The sequence below is a fragment of the Enterovibrio sp. FF113 genome (assembly GCF_041439165.1).
GTDB lineage: Bacteria > Pseudomonadota > Gammaproteobacteria > Enterobacterales > Vibrionaceae > Enterovibrio > Enterovibrio norvegicus_A.
Genome location: NZ_JBGONO010000001.1, coordinates 321260 through 340469 on the forward strand (window position 1 = coordinate 321260; position 19210 = coordinate 340469).

General features: G+C 48.2%; 17 protein-coding genes. 13 read left to right on the forward strand and 4 right to left on the reverse strand.

Features of this window, described 5'->3' with window-relative positions; translation table 11 throughout:
- Positions 1–137: 137 nt before the first annotated feature.
- Both ACED36_RS01545 and ACED36_RS01550 read left to right on the forward strand, forming a co-directional pair.
- Positions 138–2282 (forward strand): LruC domain-containing protein, encoded by a 2145-nt coding sequence (locus tag ACED36_RS01545; RefSeq protein WP_371732644.1) that lies wholly within the window; start codon positions 138–140, stop codon positions 2280–2282.
- A 2-nt stretch (positions 2283–2284) separates the two neighbouring features.
- Positions 2285–2854 carry a hypothetical protein gene (locus tag ACED36_RS01550; protein WP_016961592.1) on the forward strand — a complete coding sequence of 190 codons (570 nt, stop codon included), beginning with the start codon at positions 2285–2287 and terminating at the stop codon, positions 2852–2854.
- 103 nt (positions 2855–2957) lie between these two features.
- On the opposite strand, the gene ACED36_RS01555 is transcribed toward ACED36_RS01550, so the two are convergent.
- A complete protein-coding gene (locus ACED36_RS01555) occupies positions 2958–4013 on the reverse strand; it encodes a LacI family DNA-binding transcriptional regulator (protein ID WP_017003361.1) in 1056 nt (351 codons plus the stop codon).
- A gap of 233 nt (positions 4014–4246) precedes the next feature.
- On the opposite strand from ACED36_RS01555, the gene ACED36_RS01560 reads away from it, so the two are divergent.
- The 10 genes from ACED36_RS01560 to ACED36_RS01605 all read left to right on the forward strand — a co-directional run bounded on the left by ACED36_RS01560 (position 4247) and on the right by ACED36_RS01605 (position 13725).
- Complete coding sequence (locus ACED36_RS01560) at positions 4247–4474, forward strand: hypothetical protein (RefSeq protein ID WP_017003360.1); 228 nt, start codon at positions 4247–4249, stop codon at positions 4472–4474.
- A 26-nt stretch (positions 4475–4500) separates the two neighbouring features.
- Positions 4501–5655 carry a TRAP transporter substrate-binding protein gene (locus ACED36_RS01565; RefSeq protein WP_016961589.1) on the forward strand — a complete coding sequence of 385 codons (1155 nt, stop codon included), beginning with the start codon at positions 4501–4503 and terminating at the stop codon, positions 5653–5655.
- 83 nt (positions 5656–5738) lie between these two features.
- Positions 5739–6254: a TRAP transporter small permease gene (locus ACED36_RS01570; RefSeq protein WP_016961588.1), complete on the forward strand. Its 516-nt coding sequence runs from the start codon at positions 5739–5741 to the stop codon at positions 6252–6254.
- Between the two features lie 9 nt (positions 6255–6263).
- A complete protein-coding gene (locus ACED36_RS01575; RefSeq protein WP_016961587.1) occupies positions 6264–7574 on the forward strand; it encodes a TRAP transporter large permease in 1311 nt (436 codons plus the stop codon).
- A 122-nt stretch (positions 7575–7696) separates the two neighbouring features.
- Positions 7697–8998, forward strand: a complete 1302-nt coding sequence (gene hisD / locus ACED36_RS01580) for a histidinol dehydrogenase (protein WP_016961586.1) — start codon at positions 7697–7699, stop codon at positions 8996–8998.
- Positions 8999–9011: 13 nt separating this feature from the next.
- Positions 9012–9791, forward strand: a complete 780-nt coding sequence (locus ACED36_RS01585; protein ID WP_016961585.1) for an SDR family NAD(P)-dependent oxidoreductase — start codon at positions 9012–9014, stop codon at positions 9789–9791.
- 57 nt (positions 9792–9848) lie between these two features.
- Positions 9849–10871 carry an alcohol dehydrogenase catalytic domain-containing protein gene (locus ACED36_RS01590; protein WP_017003359.1) on the forward strand — a complete coding sequence of 341 codons (1023 nt, stop codon included), beginning with the start codon at positions 9849–9851 and terminating at the stop codon, positions 10869–10871.
- 39 nt (positions 10872–10910) lie between these two features.
- On the forward strand, positions 10911–11198 hold the full coding sequence (locus ACED36_RS01595; RefSeq protein WP_016961583.1) for a UxaA family hydrolase: 288 nt from the start codon (positions 10911–10913) through the stop codon (positions 11196–11198).
- Positions 11199–11201: 3 nt separating this feature from the next.
- A complete protein-coding gene (locus ACED36_RS01600; protein ID WP_017003358.1) occupies positions 11202–12371 on the forward strand; it encodes a UxaA family hydrolase in 1170 nt (389 codons plus the stop codon).
- A 322-nt stretch (positions 12372–12693) separates the two neighbouring features.
- Positions 12694–13725 carry a YeiH family protein gene (locus tag ACED36_RS01605; RefSeq protein ID WP_371732645.1) on the forward strand — a complete coding sequence of 344 codons (1032 nt, stop codon included), beginning with the start codon at positions 12694–12696 and terminating at the stop codon, positions 13723–13725.
- A gap of 93 nt (positions 13726–13818) precedes the next feature.
- On the opposite strand, the gene ACED36_RS01610 is transcribed toward ACED36_RS01605, so the two are convergent.
- On the reverse strand, positions 13819–14229 hold the full coding sequence (locus ACED36_RS01610) for a hypothetical protein (RefSeq protein WP_241823330.1): 411 nt from the start codon (positions 14227–14229) through the stop codon (positions 13819–13821).
- Between the two features lie 333 nt (positions 14230–14562).
- On the opposite strand from ACED36_RS01610, the gene ACED36_RS01615 reads away from it, so the two are divergent.
- Positions 14563–17538 (forward strand): methyl-accepting chemotaxis protein, encoded by a 2976-nt coding sequence (locus tag ACED36_RS01615; RefSeq protein ID WP_241823329.1) that lies wholly within the window; start codon positions 14563–14565, stop codon positions 17536–17538.
- Positions 17539–17668: 130 nt separating this feature from the next.
- Here ACED36_RS01615 and ACED36_RS01620 read toward each other — a convergent pair whose 3' ends face one another.
- Positions 17669–18484 (reverse strand): alpha/beta fold hydrolase, encoded by an 816-nt coding sequence (locus ACED36_RS01620; protein ID WP_371732646.1) that lies wholly within the window; start codon positions 18482–18484, stop codon positions 17669–17671.
- Positions 18485–18706: 222 nt separating this feature from the next.
- Positions 18707–19129, reverse strand: coding sequence for a VOC family protein (locus ACED36_RS01625; RefSeq protein WP_371732647.1), 423 nt, complete (start codon positions 19127–19129; stop codon positions 18707–18709).
- Between the last annotated feature and the right edge of the window lie 81 nt (positions 19130–19210).

Genomic DNA, 19210 nt, shown 5'->3' on the forward strand with positions numbered 1-19210 from the left:
ATTTTTTTTGATTGTCATTCTGACTATTTCAATATCCAGAAAAATCTCATTTGAATATATCCTCATAAAAATCAAGTAATTAAAGCTGGCACATTCCTTGAAAGAACTCTGGCAGACACCAACTCAAGGAGATCTCCATGTCACGCCTTTTGACAGCAGCTCTATTGACAACTGTTTCGCCCTTTGCGATTGCAGCGCCATTTGAAACATGCCCGAGCAAAGCCTATTTATTCCAATCAAGTCCGGTTCAGGTGTACTCCGTTAATCTAGTGACAGGTTCCACCACCCTTTTCACTAATGATGTGGGATTATCCAATCAGGGCATCAACGCCGTGGGGTTTGATAATGGTACGGGTGACGGTGTAGGTTTTGAGGAAAAATACATCTACGGGTTCGAAAAGACCCGCAAGAAAGTCGTCCGTTTGGACAAAGATTTTCAGGCGGATGTTATTAAGGTAAGTGGCCTTCCCAACAATTACTCCTTTTACGTCGGAGACGTGTACGATCGTTATTACTATTTATACGGGCCAGGTAGAGGCTTCTACAGAGTTGATTTAACACCGTTAGACAGCGACCCTAACGCAAAATTAACGGCTGAAACGATCTCAACATCTGCACCATTGGGTATCACAGATTTTGCTTTCCACCCTGGGAACGACGAACTTTACGCTGTGAACAATAGCAACGGTAAATTGTATGAAATTGATACAAATAACGGCTCAACCAAATACATTGGCTCTGTCGGTGTGACTGGCACCTTTGGGGCGGGCTACTTCGATGTTAATGGCTACTATTACATTTCCAGAAACCAAGACGGCGATATCTTTCGTATAGACCTCTCGACACAAGAAAAGATTGATTCCGGCAGTGTGACCGCTGTGAAATTTGCAGACGGTCCCAAGTCAGGTTTAAACGATGGGGCGCGCTGTGAAGATGCACCGGTGATTGATGAAGACTCCACCATTGATTTCGGTGATGCGCCTGACAGCTACAAAACCCTTCTGGCCTCAAACGGTCCTCGACATGAAGTTGGTACTGGGTATTACTTAGGCTTAGTTGCTCCCGATAGCGAAGGAGATGGTCTAATTTCCCCACTGGATGACAATAAAGCAGGCTCAGAAGATGAGGATGGTGTGGGTTTTGTTACCGCAATCGAAGCGGGTAACACTGCGATCATCTCCGTACAAGCCTCAACCACGGGTTATCTGTCAGCTTGGCTCGATTGGAACCAAGATGGAGACTTTGAAGACGCCGATGAGAAAATTGTCAGCGATTCCGCTCTCAATGCCGGCACGAATACACTGAGTATTGCCGTCCCCTCAGATGCCGCAGTCGGTTCCACCTTCAGTCGCTTCCGTTTCTCAGAGCAAGCCGGTCTCGATTATTTCGGCGGTGCAACCACCGGTGAGGTAGAAGATCACCCTGTCACCGTAATGAAGTCTGGCACAACATTAGTGCACTACCCGAACGAGCGTGGTTACGCCACATTGGCCTTTGAAGACAACTGGCCAAAAGAAGGCGATTACGACATGAATGATGTGGTGATACGTTTCCGCATCACAGAAACACTGGACGAAAACAATCAAGCGACACGGATCCTCATCAGCGGATACCTCGCTGCCTACGGCGCGGGTTATCACAACGGTTTCGCCATGCGACTTCCTGGTCTAAACCGTGTTGATATAGACAATGCGCAAACCACCATGAAACACAACGGTGTGGTACAAGAAAGCAATGGAATGGAGTCGGATGCCACAGAAGCCATCTTCGTTATCACGGACGATCTCAAACAAAAAGTGCCAGTAGAATGTAACTACTACAGAACGGCACAATATTGCCAAGAAGCGATCTCGTTTGAGTTCGAAATCGATATCTACCCTCATGATGGCGTCAATACCTACGGTCTGATGGACATGCCTTATGACCCGTTCATATTCGCTACCCCTGGCCCGTATGTCCGCGATGGTTTGTGGTACAACCCCGGTCGCGGGCTAGAAATACATTTAGCCGATCAAGCACCTACAGAGAAATTCGATGCCTACTGGTATGGATGGTGGTCTGATGCGGGTAACCCAGCGGAAAACCGTTACTTCAAAACGTCAGCAAACCTACCTTGGGCGCTGCTAATCAACGACGCATGGAAATGGCCTCAAGAGCACGTTGACCTGATTGCGGCCTACCCTGAGTTTGCGGGTTACGCTGAAACGTCGGGTGTTAACAATACCAACTGGTATATGGACGAAAAAGCCACGCTAGGCACTGTTTTCGAGCCGGAGGAATAATCATGAATATCTATTCGATTGTAACCGTTTCACTTGTCTTACTATTAACAGCTTGTGGGGGCGGTGGAGGTGATGGTGGCTCAGCATCAACAAGCGGAAGCCCTACCATTACGGGTTCTGCTACGGAAGCCGGTGGCAGTACAACAGCGTCAAATACCTCCAACGGTACCAGCAATCCGACACCAACTGTGCTGACTGGTGCCAACCCCGAGGTAGTGGATATCCCGCCGACGGTAACAAGTGATGCTACGCAGATGTCAGAAATGGTGGTGCCGAATGGCTTCAGCTACGACCCCGTTGTTTCGCAAAGCCTAGAAGTCGATATTAGTAGCTACTCGATAAGCCAAGCCTATGTGTCGATATATGGCGGCTTTGTAGAGAACCCAGATGGCTCATATTCTGCCGACTATAACAGCCGAATCACCGCAAAAACGTTAGAGAGTGGATTCGGTGATGTGGATTACCTGCTCGCCGATTCGCAATACTACATGTTGGCCGAAGTATTCTTCTACGACGGTACAACACCTATTCAAATGCGGATCACCAACGAGCAAACACAGTGGGTTTGGTAATGTGACCAAGTGTTGAAAGCACAACGTAAAAATAACTAAGGGCGGTTTGATACCGCCCTTTTTATTTTGATTAATGCTGACTGATAGACCGCTAGGCTCTACCTCATTTTACGGCGGCGGTGGTTTCTCTTACCACCAACTTTGCTTCCAGCTCCAATTTGTCTGTAACGGGCTCATTACTCAGTTTGGCCAACAAAAAATCTGCCGCTTTCTCGCCCATTGTCTTTGAGGGAACTTGCATGGTGGTGAGTGCAGGATGAATGTGCGACGCCATTGCTACGTCATCAAACCCTACAATGGAAACATCTTCTGGTACACGTACACCCAAGGTTTGGCACTCTAATAACGCCCCCATCGCGATAATATCGTTACCGCAAACAATGGCGGTGGGACGCGGTGAATTTTCCAGTAGCTTCCGCAGTGCCTGACGGCTTTCCGCTAAATCATACTTACATTCAATAATGCGATTTTTGGCTAAGAAAATATCGGCTTTCTTCAGGGTATCTAAGCATCCTGCAAGGCGGTCTTTGGTTCTGTCATTCAAACGCGTAATACCCGGAATCGCGGCAAATTCAGTGTGCCCAAGTTGCAACAAAAACTCGGTTAATCGCGCCGATGCACGGTAATTATCAAAGCCAATGCAAGGATGATCCAATTGTGGCTTAAACGACCATGTATACAGATAAGGCAGTTGCTTTTTATCTAGGATCTCAAATAACTGCGGATGGTGCTCCGCCCCCACCAGCATTAGCCCATCAACGCCTCGCGTGATCAACCTTTCCGCTTGCGCTAATTCTTCATCAACTGAGTAATCCGAACTGGCGATAAATAATGTATATCCTTTCTCCTGCAAGCGTCGTTGAAACGCGTGAATCCCCTCGGCAAAAATTGCGTTATCTAATGTGGGAACAATCACGCCCATGGTTTTTGAATGCTGTGATGCAAGCGCTTGAGCAGCACCATGAGGAATATAACCGAGGGATTCAATCGCAGAACGAATCAGTATCCCCCGCTTCTCGCTGACAGATGCTGGATTCGCCAAATAGCGTGACACAGTCGCCGTAGAGACCCCCGCTGCAATAGCAACATTTTCCGCAGTGGGAGCATCAGAAGGTCGTTTTTGTAAGCGCTTACGCAAAGGCTGTATCTCTTTCACCATAACTCGTTAGTTCTTTGACTCGTTATTGAGATTATAAAGCCACAATTTAACTGATTATAGCTTCGCATAAAATTCTTGCCGTCAAAAACTTGACAGCAGTTCCACTCGCCCACTACTCTTCACAATGTAAGCGCTTACATTTAACAATATATTCACAACACGCTAAGTGCTATACATACAAAACAGATAATAAAACGGCGTCTGCCGCCAACTGACTCTTGAGAGGTTGAACCATGAGCTCTGTATTTCACATCAAGAAACGCTACATCTTACCTCTAGTGTTCTTCTCGCTGTACTTGCTTAACGTTCTTGCCACCAAGGCTCAAATTTCTTTAGGGAACACACCCATTGTTCGTGTCGATGATGTGGGAGAGTTTCTCCTCCTCCTCCTTACATCCCTGACCTTCGTTGTCGCAATGCTGTCTGCCGAGAAAGAAGCAAACAGCGGCTCGGCAAATTAATTAAAACGCAGAAAGGAAGTAGATTTATGTCTGTTCGCCAAAAGGATGACTCCCCACAAAGTGCAGAGCGTCGCCGTTTCCTAGAAGTAGCGAAAAAAGTCGGCTTTACCGCCGCTGTGGTTGCTGGTGCATCGGGAGCGTTGTTAACCTCAACCTCCGCCCAAGCCGCGGTCAACGAAGAAAGAGAACGTCAAAAACGTGCCAAGTACACCATGACCATCGCGACAGCCTACATCATTGGTGCATCGCGCAGCTATCCGATCATGCAACTTGATTTTAAAGAAAACATCCAAAACATGACCCGAGGTCAGGTTTACGTGAAGTTGGCACCGGGTGGTCAACTGGGTGCGGGTGGTGCATTGGCTCAAAAAGTGCAGGCCGGTACCATTCAAGCAGCGCAACATTCCCTTTCCAATTTTGCACCTTTTGCGCCTGCTGTAGATTTAATCAATATTCCTTACTGGTGTGGTGAAAACCAAAAATTCATCAACCTTGTCACGTCAAAAGCTTGGGAAGAAGAAATTCACCCGCGTGTTGAAGCCAAAGGCTTTAAACCGCTTTGGTATGTGGTTATCGACCCACGCGTTGTTGCACTGAGAAAAGGTCTAGAAGGCCCCATCAAAACACCCGATCAACTTGAAGGCGTGAAATTCCGCGTACCGGGTTCAAAAATCCTTCAACAAATGTATCGCCTGCTGGGTGCAAACCCAACACCAGTGGCATGGGGTGAAACACCGTCTGCCATCAAGCAAGGCGTTGCAGATGCACTGGACCCATCGGTAGAAGCGTTGAATGTATTTGGCTTTAAAGACGTGCTTTCATCAGTGACGTTCAACCGCGCGGTGCCAGATTCGCAAGTGTTCTCTTGTAACCTTGAATGGTTCAATAGCTTGCCGAAAGATATTCAAGAAGGCATTGAATTTGCGAGTGAAGTGACGTCAATTCAAAACCTTGCAAAAGTCCCAGCGGCCCGTGCTTATGCCATGGCAGAACTTGGCGACGCCGGTGTTGAATTCTACGCACCTAACCCTGATGAGATGCGCCAATGGATCGACAAAGCTGGTCATCAGCGCCCAGAGTGGGATGATTTCAAACTGCAACTTGCAGGCTCGAAAGCCACCTTCAACAAACTACTTGATGCAGCAAACGGTAACAGCCGTTTCTATGTTCACGACGTGTAACTGCTGAGTAACTTGGCCTCTTGGGTTAATACTCCTCAAGAGGCTACTCGCTCTATTACCACAACGCACGTTGGACTAAGACTATGAAAGCTCTACTAAAAAACATAGATGAAAATGGCGAACGTTGGCTACTGCTGTTTTTCTACAGCACGATCGTCATGACGATCGCAATGGAAGTCATCCGCCGGTTTGTCTTCAGTTATTCCTCTATTTGGGGGGAAGAAGTCGCTCGATATGCCTTTATCTATCTTGCATGGATAGGTGCATCTGCCGCAGTGAAAGAGCGTGCTCACATTCGTATTGATGTCTTGATCCACTACTTACCACAGCGTGGTAAAGCCGTGATGTATTTGTTCGGTGATTTATTAACCATGGTAGTTGCGCTATTTGCCTTCTACTGGTCGCTTCACCCTATCGAAGTATCACTTAAGTTTGGTTCAGTCACACATGGACTAGGCATTAGCCAAGCGTGGTTTATGGCAGCCGTGCCACTAGGGTTCTCCTTGATGTTGTTCCGACTCGTTCAATCGATCATTCGAGATACACGCAGCCTCATACACGGCACGCCTGTGTTTGAAGGCAACAAGTTGTTTGATTAGGAGAATGACATGCTGAATTACTATCAAACAGAAACCTTTGTCGACCTCGGCTGGGAGTTTTATGGCCCAGTGATCGGTATGCTCGTACTGATTGCACTCGCCGTCCCTGTATGGGTATCACTGGGACTCGGCTCAATCGCCCTGCTCTATATCACGGATGTTTTGCCTTTATCACTGTTTGGTGAATCCCTGTTCGACGGCATTGATGCTTTCGCACTGATCGCCGTTCCTCTTTTCATCCTGACAGGTGACGTGTTGGTGCGTACCGGCCTTTCTAACAAGCTGCTCGATGTCGCGGAAGCGAGTGTAGGTGGTGCACGAGCAGGCTTTGGTAGCGCAACCGTACTGGGCTGTGGTTTCTTTGCTTGTATCTCTGGTTCTGATGCTGCAGGTGCCGCTGCCGTCGGTCGAATGACGATTGATCGCTTAGTGAAAGAAGGCTATCCGAAGCCCTATGCGTGTGCATTGGTGGCAGCAGGTGCCTGTACCGGCATTCTCATTCCGCCGTCCATTGCTTACATCATTATCGGTTTAGTATTAGGTATATCCGCATCTACCTTGTTCCTTGCGGCTGCGGTGCCAGGGCTCATGGTCATGGCGGCTATCATGCTAACCAACGTTGTTATGAACCGCATACACGGATATGAAAACGCACGCCAAGGCTTTTCGTTCAAGCGCTGGATTGCCGTCATCATTGATGCGCGATACGCCCTAATGGTTCCGTTTGTTATTTTGGGCGGTATCTACTCAGGCATATTCACGCCAACAGAAGCAGCGGCGATTGCGGTTGTCACTACCATCATCATTGGTTTGTTCCAAGGCACCTTAAAGGTGAGCGATTTTCCAAAAATGCTTGAAAGCTCTGCAAAAGTGAATGGCGTTATTTTGCCTATCATTGCACTGAGCCTTCCACTGGCACAAACACTGGCTGCGCTAAACGTACCGCAGGCATTTGTTGAAAGTATGACCTCTTTGACAGACAGTCATGTGCTGCTGACGCTCATCATGATTGGCATACTGATTTTGGCGGGTTGCTTCATGGAAACAACGCCGAACATTCTGATCCTATCCCCAATTCTGCTGCCGTTAGCACGCGAAATTGGCATGGAAGACGTCCAGTTCTGCATCATGATGGTGACATCACTGGGTGTTGGTTTCATCACACCACCACTTGGTCTGAATCTCTTTGTTGTATCTGGATTGACGGGAACCTCGGTATTGAAGATCGCAGCACGATCGGGGCCTTACGTTATCTCTATGTTGGCAGTCGTATTGATGCTGGCATTTATTCCTGAACTTTCACTCTGGGCACTTGATTAACTCAACGCTTCGGAATAGCTCATAACACTGGACTCACTCTAAAACCCAATGCCTTTCCGGCTTTTTCCAAAAAAAGCCGGTCAGGAGAGTTGCGCCCAAAATTTAACGGAGAATTTATCAACATGGCTGTTAAGTATCTAAAAAAAGCCGAGAAAAATGCGTCAACCGGAGAAGACGATGTTCGCGTAATTGTCTCAGGCATGTTGAAAGACATTGAACAAGGTGGGGAAGAAACCTGCATCGCTTACACCAAAAAATTTGATAACTGGCACGGTGACATCGTTGTCTCTCAAGCGGAGATCGATGCAGCAGCAGAAAAAGTGCCTGAGCAGCTTAAAAAAGATATCCACTTTGCCTACGAGCGTGTTCGTGACTTTGCAAAAGCACAGCTTGCGAGCATGAACGAATTTGAAACAGAGCTATCACCAGGTTTGTTTGCAGGTCAGCGATTGATCCCAATGCAAGCGGCTGGCTGTTATGTACCGGGCGGGCGTTATTCCCATATTGCTTCCGCCATCATGTCCGTGACGACCGCTAAAGTTGCCGGCGTTGATCATGTGATTGCGTGTTCACCACCAGGCCGCGAAGGCGGTATGCACCCCGCAATTTTGTACACATTAAAACTGTGTGGCGCTGACACCATTTTGAACCTTGGTGGCGTGCAAGGCATCGCAGCCATGGCTTTTGGTCAATTCACCGGTCACCCCGCTGACATTCTTGTTGGTCCAGGTAACCAATTTGTCGCCGAAGCAAAACGTCAGCTTTATGGCCGAGTCGGTATCGACATGTTCGCTGGCCCTTCTGAAGTGATGGTTATTGCTGATAAAGATGCGGATCCGGAGTTGGTTGCGGTCGACCTGCTGGGTCAAGCAGAGCATGGGCCGAATACGCCTGCATGGCTTCTCACTGATTCAGAAGCGCTCGCAGAAACTGTCATGAAACGTATGCCAGAGCTTATTGCAGAACTGCCTGAACTGAACAGCAAGGCCGCTGAAGTCGCATGGCGCGATTATGGCGAAGTGATTATTTATGACACCCGCGAAGAAGCCGTCAAAGTCAGTGATGAATATGCCTCTGAGCACTTGGAAGTTCATGCCGCCGATTTGGATTGGTGGCTTCAAAATCTTCGCAACTACGGTTCACTCTTCCTTGGTGAAGAAACCAATGTCGCGTTTGGTGACAAAACGTCTGGCCCTAACCACATTCTGCCAACCAAAGGCGCAGCCAAGTACACAGGCGGCCTGAGTGTGGGCAAGTTTATCAAGGTCGTCACCTATCAACGTTCATCGATTGAAGCTTGCAAAGATGTCGCACAGGTAACCGCGCGTATTTCTCGCCTTGAAGGCATGGAAGCCCACGCGAAAACCGGTGATGCGCGTCTGGCGAAGTACTTCCCAGATGAACAGTTTGATCTGAAGCCTTAACGGACGGGACGGGATGATGACAAATAACGCCATGCAGCACTTATTCGACCTAAGTGGTCAGGTAGCTTTGGTCACAGGCGCAGGCTCTGGAATAGGGCAACGCATGGCATACGCCTTATCACGCGCTGGCGCCAAAGTGGTGCTGGCTGGCCGTCACCCAGAAACCTTGGCGCAAACCGCCGCCTTGATTGCCGGAGAAGGCGGTGATTCTGCCATTGAAACCGTGGACCTAACCAAGCGCGAATTGCTCGATGAATTTGTACAACGCGCATCGGCACACTTTGGTTCGCCAGACATTTTGGTGAACGCGGCAGGCGTGAATCTGCGCCAGCCTGCGGATGACATTTCAATCGACACTTGGGACACGACACTCAATCTCAATCTGTCAGTGCCCTTTTTTCTCGCCAAAGCCTGCTTGTCAGGCATGCGAAAAAAAGGACACGGGAAAGTCATCAACATCGGATCGTTGCAATCGTACCGCGCCTTTGCCAATTCGATCCCGTATGGCGCATCAAAAGGCGGTGTCGCACAGCTCACTCGCGCGATGGCAGAAGCTTGGTCTCAAGAAGGGATCACCACCAACGCCATTGCACCGGGCTTTTTCGAAACGCCCTTAACTCAAAGGGTGTTTAGCGATGATTCACTCGCCTCGCACCATGCGGCCATGACTGCAGTCGGACGAAACGGTGAGCTGCAAGATTTCGATGGATTAACGGTATTTTTGGCGTCTCGCGCGTCTGATTACATCACGGGGCAAATGATTTCGCTTGATGGCGGGTATACCGCCAAGTAAGCAAAATCCTAGCAACACAGTCATAAACAGCATTGGCTTGACCAAAAGGACTCAACGATGAAAGCACTGGTTTACACCGGAGAGAAAGAACTCACCTATATCGAAGATGCAGAAATGCCCGTGCTTCGAGATGGTGAAGTCATGGTGCGCATCGACGCCGTCGGCATCTGTGGTTCAGATCTTCATGCTTACCTCGGTCATGATTCACGCCGCCCTGCCCCATTGATTTTGGGTCACGAAGGCGCAGGCATTGTATGTGGTGCTGACAACGCGGGAAATCGAGATCTCGACGGCCAAGCCGTGGTCATCAATCCCTTAGTGAGTTGCGGACATTGCAGCGCGTGCCGCACCGGATTTGAAAACCAATGTGGCGCTCGTGAAATTATTTCCATGGCGCCACGACAAGGCGCGTTCGCTGAATACGTCGCGATTCCAAAACGCAATCTTGTGCCTGTCCCAGAAGGCATGTCCATGACAACGGCGTCACTGGCAGAGCCCATCGCAACAGGCTGGCATGCCGTGACCAAAGGCGCCAATTTAATCACTCGCCCATTGGTTGAAAGCAAGGCGCTGGTTTATGGCGGCGGTGCTGTCGGTTTAGCCGCAGCCTTATCACTGCATGCGCAAGGTTGTCGTCAAATCTTCCTTGCGGAAACCAACGAATTACGACGTGAAACTGTAAAAAGCGCGGGTATATGCACCGTATTTGACCCACTGACTAACCCACTTGTTGCCAGTAACGCCATTGATTTAGTGGTGGATTGTGTAGGTAACAAGCACACCCGCATGGGCTCATCTGACGCGGTAAAACCTGGCGGCGTGATTGTTCATGTGGGGTTACAAGACAGCATTGAAGGTCTTGATGTACGCAAATTCACGCTACAAGAAGTGATCTTCACCGGAAGCTACACCTACACCATGCAAGATTTCCACGCGACAGTGGAAGCCATGCATAACGGCGCGTTAGGCGCGCTGAACTGGATTCAAGAACGCCCGCTCAGCGAAGGTGCGGACGCTTTTGACGACTTACTTAACGGACGTATAGCCGCTGCCAAAGTTGTGCTGCGGCCCGAAAAGTAACCCAAGAAAAGAAAAACGTTTATTCAAAAGGAGATGAAAATGCAAAAACCAGATTTTCTCGTCCACGATTCGACCGACTCCGTTGGCGTGATTGTGGTTGAGGGCTTAGAAGCTGGCCAAACGCTTGTTGGATGGGTAATGGACACGGATGCAACCATCGAAATACTGGCACTAGATGCTATCCCGCTTGGCCACAAAGTTGCGCTCAACGATATTCAAGATGGCGACACTATCTTGAAATATGACAACGACATCGGCAAAGCAATTGCGAACATCGCGAAAGGCGGACATGTTCACGTTCAAAACGTTAAAACGAAGAGGTGGTAAGCCATGAGCAACTATAAATTTATGGGCTATCGCCGCGAAAATGGCCGTGTCGGTGTACGTAACCATGTCATCATTTTGCCATTAGACGATTTGTCGAATGCCGCATGTGAAGCCGTTGCCAACAACATTAAAGGTACGATGGCGATTCCTCACCCGTACGGTCGCCTTCAATTTGGTGAAGATTTAGAACTTCACTTCCGTACGTTGATTGGTACCGGTTGTAACCCGAACGTGGCTGCTGTGGTTGTTATCGGTATCGAGCCTGAATGGACAGCACGTGTTGTTGAAGGTATTGCAGCTTCTGGTAAGCCAGTTCAAGGCTTTGCTATCGAGCAAAACGGCGACATCAACACCATTGCATCGGCTTCTCGTGTTGCGAAAGACTACGTTCAAGCAGCCAGTGAAATCACACGCGAAGAGTGCGATGTTAGTGAGCTTTGGATCTCAATGAAGTGTGGTGAGTCTGATACGACATCAGGTCTCGCGGCTAACCCAACCGTGGGCAACCTGTGTGACAAGCTGTCTGCGCAAGGCGCAACCCTGTGTTTCGGTGAAACCTCCGAGCTAACCGGTGCAGAGCAAATTTGTGCAACGCGTGCTGTTTCACCAGAAATTGGTGAGAAGTTCCTCAACACGTGGCAGGCATACATGGACGAGGTTATCGAACCAAACAAAACCTCTGACTTGTCAGACAGCCAACCAACCAAAGGTAACATTTTGGGCGGGTTGACTACCATCGAAGAGAAAGCGTTTGGTAACTACCAGAAAATCGGTAAACACACGCAATTTGTTGATGTATTGACGCCCGCTGAACGCCCAGCAGCGGGTCCAGGTTTGTACTTCATGGACACGTCTTCTGCAGCCGCAGAGTGTGTGACCTTGCAAGCGGCAGCGGGTTTTGCTGTTCACTTGTTCCCAACAGGTCAAGGTAACGTAATCGGTAACCCTATTATTCCGGTTATTAAGATCACTGCAAACCCACGTACCGTGCGTACCATGGGCGAGCACATTGATGTTGACGTATCGGGTATTCTTGCTCGCGAACTGAACATGGACTCAGCGGGTGATGCGCTGATCGACATGACACTTCGTACTGCAAATGGCCGTTACACCGCAGCGGAATCTCTCGGTCACCGCGAATTCGTACTGACCAAACTGTACCGCAGTGCGTAATCACGCACGATAAAAAGACGCTGAGGAAACTCAGCGTCTTTTTTCTCTGCTCAGGATATGAGAATACCCGTATACCTTTCCCTTAAAGAACTGAACGCACAGATAACCATCAATAAGCGGTACGGTATTTGCTCAAACGTACTAACTCGAATTTATAACGGCCTGCGAACAAAAGATTTGCTCCTGCCGACACACAAAAATTCCCGCGTTGGCGGTTTCTCCGTGACGATTTGTGTTTAACCTAAGCTGCCCACATCGAGCGAAGGCATGAGTCAAAAAGCCAAAAAATAAAAACGTTAAATCAATAATATGGATGTTTTTCATGCTGCCGAAAACAAAAAAAATGATCCCCGATTGGCCGACGCTTAGCCAACATTCTCGAACACTCGCACCCGGCTTATTACTTTCTGTCACCGTTGCTGCTGCAGCCACTTTTCTCTCTGCTCACTATGGTGCACCGCAAATGCTCTTCGCCCTCTTATTGGGCATCGCTTTCCACTTTTTGGCTAACGATTCGAAATGCCAGCCCGGCGTTGAGTTTGCGGCTAAGAAAGTGCTGCGATTTGGCGTGGCATTACTTGGGCTTCGCATTACGATCGATGAGATGATGATGTTAGGTTGGGAAATGCTAGCGTGGGTCGCATGCGGTATCGCACTGACCATCACCATCGGGATGCTTGTTGCCAAATTGCTCGGACGCCGTGTTCAATTTGGTGTGCTAACTGGAGGCTCGGTCGCCATCTGTGGCGCGTCAGCGGCACTCGCCATTTCAGCCGTTTTACCTAAGCATCAATACAGTGAGCGCAATACACTATTTACCGTGATAGCCGTGACGGCATTCAGCACGATTGCCATGGTGATCTACCCCATTTTTGTCAACATACTCGGTTTTGATAACAGGCTTGCCGGGATCTTTATTGGCGGCACTATTCATGATGTCGCGCAGGTCGTCGGCGCGGGATACTCCATTTCCCCTCAAGCGGGTGAATTTGCCACCATCACCAAGCTTCTTCGCGTTGCCCTTCTAGTGCCCGTGATTCTGATCATCTCGCTTTACTTTCGCCGTCACCCGGAGCAAAGCGGTGAGAAAGCGGACATTCCTCTACTGCCACTTTTTGTGGTTGGCTTTTGTGTGTGTGTTGCCATCAACAGTGCACACATTTTGCCCGCATCAGTAACCAGTACATTGTCTGGGCTATCATCGTGGTGTCTTGTCGCAGCCGTTGCGGCGCTAGGCATTAAAACCTCTGTGAAGAAGCTCTTTACCATCGGTTACGAGCCCATTTTAATGGTGGTGATCGAAACATTATCGATTGCAGCGTGGGTATTGCTCGGGATTTATTGGTTGGGCTAGCTAAGCCTGAAGCGCTTAATGCCAACAAAAAGACCACGCTAGAATTTCCTGCGTGGTCTTTTTACTCCTGTCGCGTTTTGCACCCGAGCAACGTCATCCTCGCTTGTTCAACAGATGATTGATGCGCGCCATCAAACCCTCTGGATTGGAATATGCGTAGTAATTAATCACTGCTTTTTTGTCACCCGCCGTAATAACAATTGAAAAATCGTTCGCTTTAAAAGCCGTGACCTCACGCCAACAGATTTTGGTTTTACCTTTAGCGACATACTGGTCATTAACAACCGTATTCTTAGAATCAAACACCCAGAACATCACAACAAAAATGGCTATGAACGCTAAAAGACCATAGATCACTATTTGCCACAGACTGGTTTGCCCATCACCGAACACCAATTGAAGATTCAGCACTGCAAATGCAACACCGACCATCACAACGACAAACGAGAGAGGCTTATTCAGCACCGCATCATTTTCTTCGTTTTGTGAGATATTTTCGTCCAACGCCAACCTCCCCCCTTATCGCTTTATCATCTGCTATGTGTCACTCACTATGAGGACAAATTGACTTTCGACGTACCAGTATTGCCCGTTTATAACCGCGTATTTTTCGCAAAGCTTCCTATACCCAAGCAATATAAAGATACTTGTTTAGTCTTTATAAAAGTAACACACCGCGAGTGAACCTTGTCACACCTAATCCCCATATCTATATGTTACTTAAAATTCATCCACCTACCCTGACCAACTGACTACACAGTCACGTGATTTTTTTCTACACTCTTAACATCGAAACACTCACTTCATTAACGGGATGGCACTGTGTTTGAAACGTGGATGCGAAAGTTTGAGGATTTTGCTCTGGTAAAGAAACTAACGGTGATTCTTTGCCTCATTGGTCTAGTTCCTACCATTTTCACGGCGGGCATTGGTCTGTATAGCTCATGGTCATCCATGGAGACGCAAAAAAGTGATTCACTCCAAGCCATCGCCCACTTAAAGGGAGATGCGTTAGAAAGCTATTTCAAAAACAGCAATAGTGTTCTTCTAAGCATCGCCAATAACCCAATGACGGCTTCCGCAGCCCCAGCGTTTAATAACGCGTTTAACAATTACCCGCCGTTTAAACAGAGCCAACTGCCTGATATTCAGCGCTATTACCAAGAACAATTCAACACCAAGTTCCAAGAAATTAACGATATTTCCTTGGATGCTGACGCGCTATTTGAAGCCATTGGCCCACAAGCATACGCACTTCAACATGCTTACATCACTAACAACCCTAACCCTCTTGGACAGAAACAAGCCCTGACACAAGCAGGCAACCAAGAGTATGACTTTACTCATCGTCGCTTCCATGCAGATTTCCAAAATTACGTTGAAAATTTTGGTTTCTACGACATCTTCTTAGTCGATTTAGAATCTGGCAACGTTGTGTATTCCGCTCACAAAGAAGTCGACTTTGCCACGAACCTGATTGACGGCCCGTTCGCAGAGTCCGGATTAGGTCATGCCTTTTCTGGCTTGCGTGAGCGGCTCGCAGCGGGGCAATCGGTGAAAACCCACTTTGTCGACTACCAGCAATACCGTCCGTCTTATGATGCTCCAAGCAGTTTTATCGCCACGCCTATTTATACAAACGGAGAGGCAGTTTCCGCACTGATTGTTCAATTGCCCATTGATCAAATATCTGCCGTCATGGGCAAAGATTATGGCTTAGGAGAAACGGGCGAATCCTTCGTAATTGGTTCAGACAAACGATTACGATCAGACACATTTCATAACGAAGAACTTACCGTTCTCTCTTCGTTTAAAGATAACATTGTCGTTAATACCGAAGCGATTGACGCCGCAATGGCAAGCACCACCTCCGAACCACCTGCGGCTTTACACGGTGACAACTACAACGGTGAATCCACTCTGACGGTATATCAAAAGGTGAACGTTAGCCCTGATGTTGAGTGGCTTGTGGTGGTGGAGCAAGAGTCCAGCGAAGCCTTGGCAGCCGTTTTCACCCTGCAGATTATCTACTTGTTGGTTGTGGTGATTATGGTGTCACTGGTGTTGTTCACCGCGAAAACGTTTGGTCTTCGCATTTCACGTCCGATTCAGGAATTGTCCGCTTTCATTCTCGCATTGCGACAAAATTGGAATTTTTCAAACCGAGCCAAAGTGCACAGCAAAGATGAAGCGGGACAAGCTGCCGAAGCACTTAATACTATGCTGGCATCGCTCAACGACGCAGTTGGAACGATTTCCACCACCATGAATGGCCTTTCTCAAGGCGACTTTACCCAACGAGTGAACACCGAAATGACGGGTGATTTGTTGGTGTTAAAGCGCAGCATCAATGAGTTCGCAGGGGAACTAGAAGCGACCGTCGAAGACATTGGCAACGTTATGTCCCAAATTGAGCAAGGTGACTTCAGTAATCGCGTGGTGAAAGACGCCCAAGGGCAATTAGCGACGCTGAAAAATCAGGTCAACAGCTCTGCGGCGACCACCGCGGCCTTTATCGCTGACACTAAAACCGTGATGGCGGCACTTGAAGTGGGTGACTATAACCCGCGTATTACTGCCCCTGCTGCGGGCGATCTGGCGTCGTTGAAAGAATCTATCAACCAATCGATAGCCAACACTGAAGGGATCATCATCAATATCTGTGATGTGATGGCATCAATGAGCGAAGGACGCTTCGGGCAAACGGTGTCGTTGAACGCACAGGGCAAGATGAATGAAATGAAAATGGCGGTAAACGGGGCCTCGACATCAACAGGCACCGTGATTGCCAATATTGTGTCAGTGATGAACCAGGTGTCGAACGGTGATTTTTCCGCTCGATGTGACACCATGAATGTGTCTGGTGATTTGCGCCAATTAGCAACCTCAGTGAACCAGTCTGCGGAGAATATCGAGCACATATTGACGCATACACGACAAGTACTGGAGCAGTTGGCACAAGGTAACCTGACCGACAATTTCACTCTCGACGCTCATGGCGATTACAAAACCCTGAAACAGGGTATCAATCAAACAATGGCTAGCTTGGCTGTCATGCTTAAAGAGATTCAGAGCACCGCTTCAACAGTGTCTAATACATCAGAAGAAACGTCCGCAGAAGTCTCTGGGTTAAACCAACAAATTGTTACTCAAGTAAAAAGCCTGAAAGACGTTTCCACTTTGATGCGCGCCATGCGCAGCAACATTGATGAAGCTTTAGATCACGCCAACGTGTCGGTCTCGGTTTCACAAAAAGCGCTGGAGCATGCCCAAGAAAGTGAAGTGTTGGTAAAGCAAATCGAAAGCGCAATGGTGTCGATTATCGATTCCAGTCGCAAAATGCAGCAGATCATCAGTACCATTGAAGGCATCGCTTTCCAAACCAACTTGTTGGCACTCAATGCCAGCGTGGAAGCCGCAAGAGCGGGCGAACAAGGCCGAGGGTTCTCCGTCGTCGCGGGTGAAGTCCGTAATCTTGCACAACGCAGCGCAGAAGCAGCAAAAGAGATCTCAGCGCTAATTATCGAATCTGATGAACGCATCGTACTGGGCGCAGAGCAAGTGAACCTGTCCGGTGATTTACTCAAAAAAATTACCGAGTCCAGCAGCGAAGTATGCGCAAATTTCGATCGTGTGAATATATCCATCAAAGCACAATTTGACAGGGTCAGAGATGCATCTGACGGCGTAGAAGGTGTGGGCGATAGCATTCAGCAAAGCGCACGTATCTTAACCCGAATTAACGACAATATGGACGGCGTAAGCGGGCAAGCGGAAAACCTGAATGCCATGATTCGACGGTTTAAGTATTAATCTGCGTTATTCGTAAATACACAAAAAAGCACTGTTTGATTAATCATCACACAGTGCTTTTTTTGAATCCAAGGGCATTCATTTATCGCCGCTTGAAAGACGCGAAAGCCAGTCAGCTCGAATTAACAACTTAAGCGAAATTCTTCGCAAGGAAACGTGTCAACGCTTCATTCACAATTTCAGGCTGTTCAAGGCAACTGATGTGCCCTGCTTTGGGAATTAAGATGAACTCGCTTCCGTCTATCGCATCATGCAACAGCATCGATTCAAGTGGCGGACGAGGCTTGTCTTCCGCACCCACCATCACCAGTGTTGGCAGCGTGAGCTTTTCAATATCATCAAAGGTATCACGGCGATCAAACACCATGCGACCAACGTGAACAATCGCTTTCGCTTTTTCACCGGAAAGCGCTGACAACCTCTTTTTGAATTCAGCAACAAGCTCAGGGGTGTCTTGTTCGGCATTGCTAGCAAAAAATAACGGCGTGATAGCATCGACCATTGGCGGCGGAACCATTTCCAATTGTTCAATGGTGTCAAACATAGCCACGTATTTAGCCTTAGCGACTTCTGGCTCGTAGCCGACAAAAGTATCCATCAGCACCAGTGCATTAACGCGAGTTGGGGCTTTCAATACCAACTCGGTTCCCCACATACCGCCAACAGACAGGCCCACCAACGCAAACTGCTCAATGCCCAATTGATCCATTAGACAAAGCACATCATCAGCGTAATCCAACAGTGACGTGGTTGAGTCCGGTGCAGCATCAGATTGCCCGTGCGCCCATAGCTCCGGCACAATACAGCGATACTGTTTACTTAACGCTTCAATTTGAGGCTGCCACATGGCGCTGTCCCACAAATAGCTATGCCCGAACACCACCACTGGGCCTTCACCCACATCTAAATACGACATGTTTCTGCCGTTTATTTGAATTTTTTCCATTTCAATTCCCTGTCTATTTTTCACGTGTGCGCCGAGGCAGTCAGAATGGTCACTAGGGTACAGAAAATAGAGCGTCAAAACACGCTTATCCGCATTGATACAGTGAGACGGCTCACCTGAGGTTTACTGTCTAAAATGCATTGACATAACATCAGATACGAACCGCAAAGAAGTCCATATACATTGTTCATATAAGAGAATAAACCGCCACCGAGTGGTGAACTAAATCGTTCTTATCGACATGGGATGATCAGGGTTCAGTTGCAGTAAATCCCATAGGTTTCCATAGAGATCTTCAAACACCGCTACTACGCCATAGTCTTGTTCAGCCGGTGGTCTGACAAACTTAATCCCCTCATCGACCATTCGGTGATAGTCTCGCCAAAAATCATCGGTGTTGAGAAACAGAAAAACGCGTCCACCAGATTGATTACCAATAAAATCATGCTGCTCAGGCTTCGAAGCCCTAGCTAATAGCAATGTTACGCCGCTTGAACCCGGTGGCGAAACGACGACCCAACGTTTATCTTGCTCTTGTTGGTACGTGTCCTCAACCAACTCAAACTTCAGTTTGTTGACGTAGAAATCAATAGCCTCATCGTAGTCATTGACAACTAACGCTATATGCACAATTGACTGCTTCATTGCCTACCCTTCCCATTTTGTATTGTTAGCATCATGGCTATAGTCATTGAAAAGCACAAACACCCCTTCCAAAAAAACCTC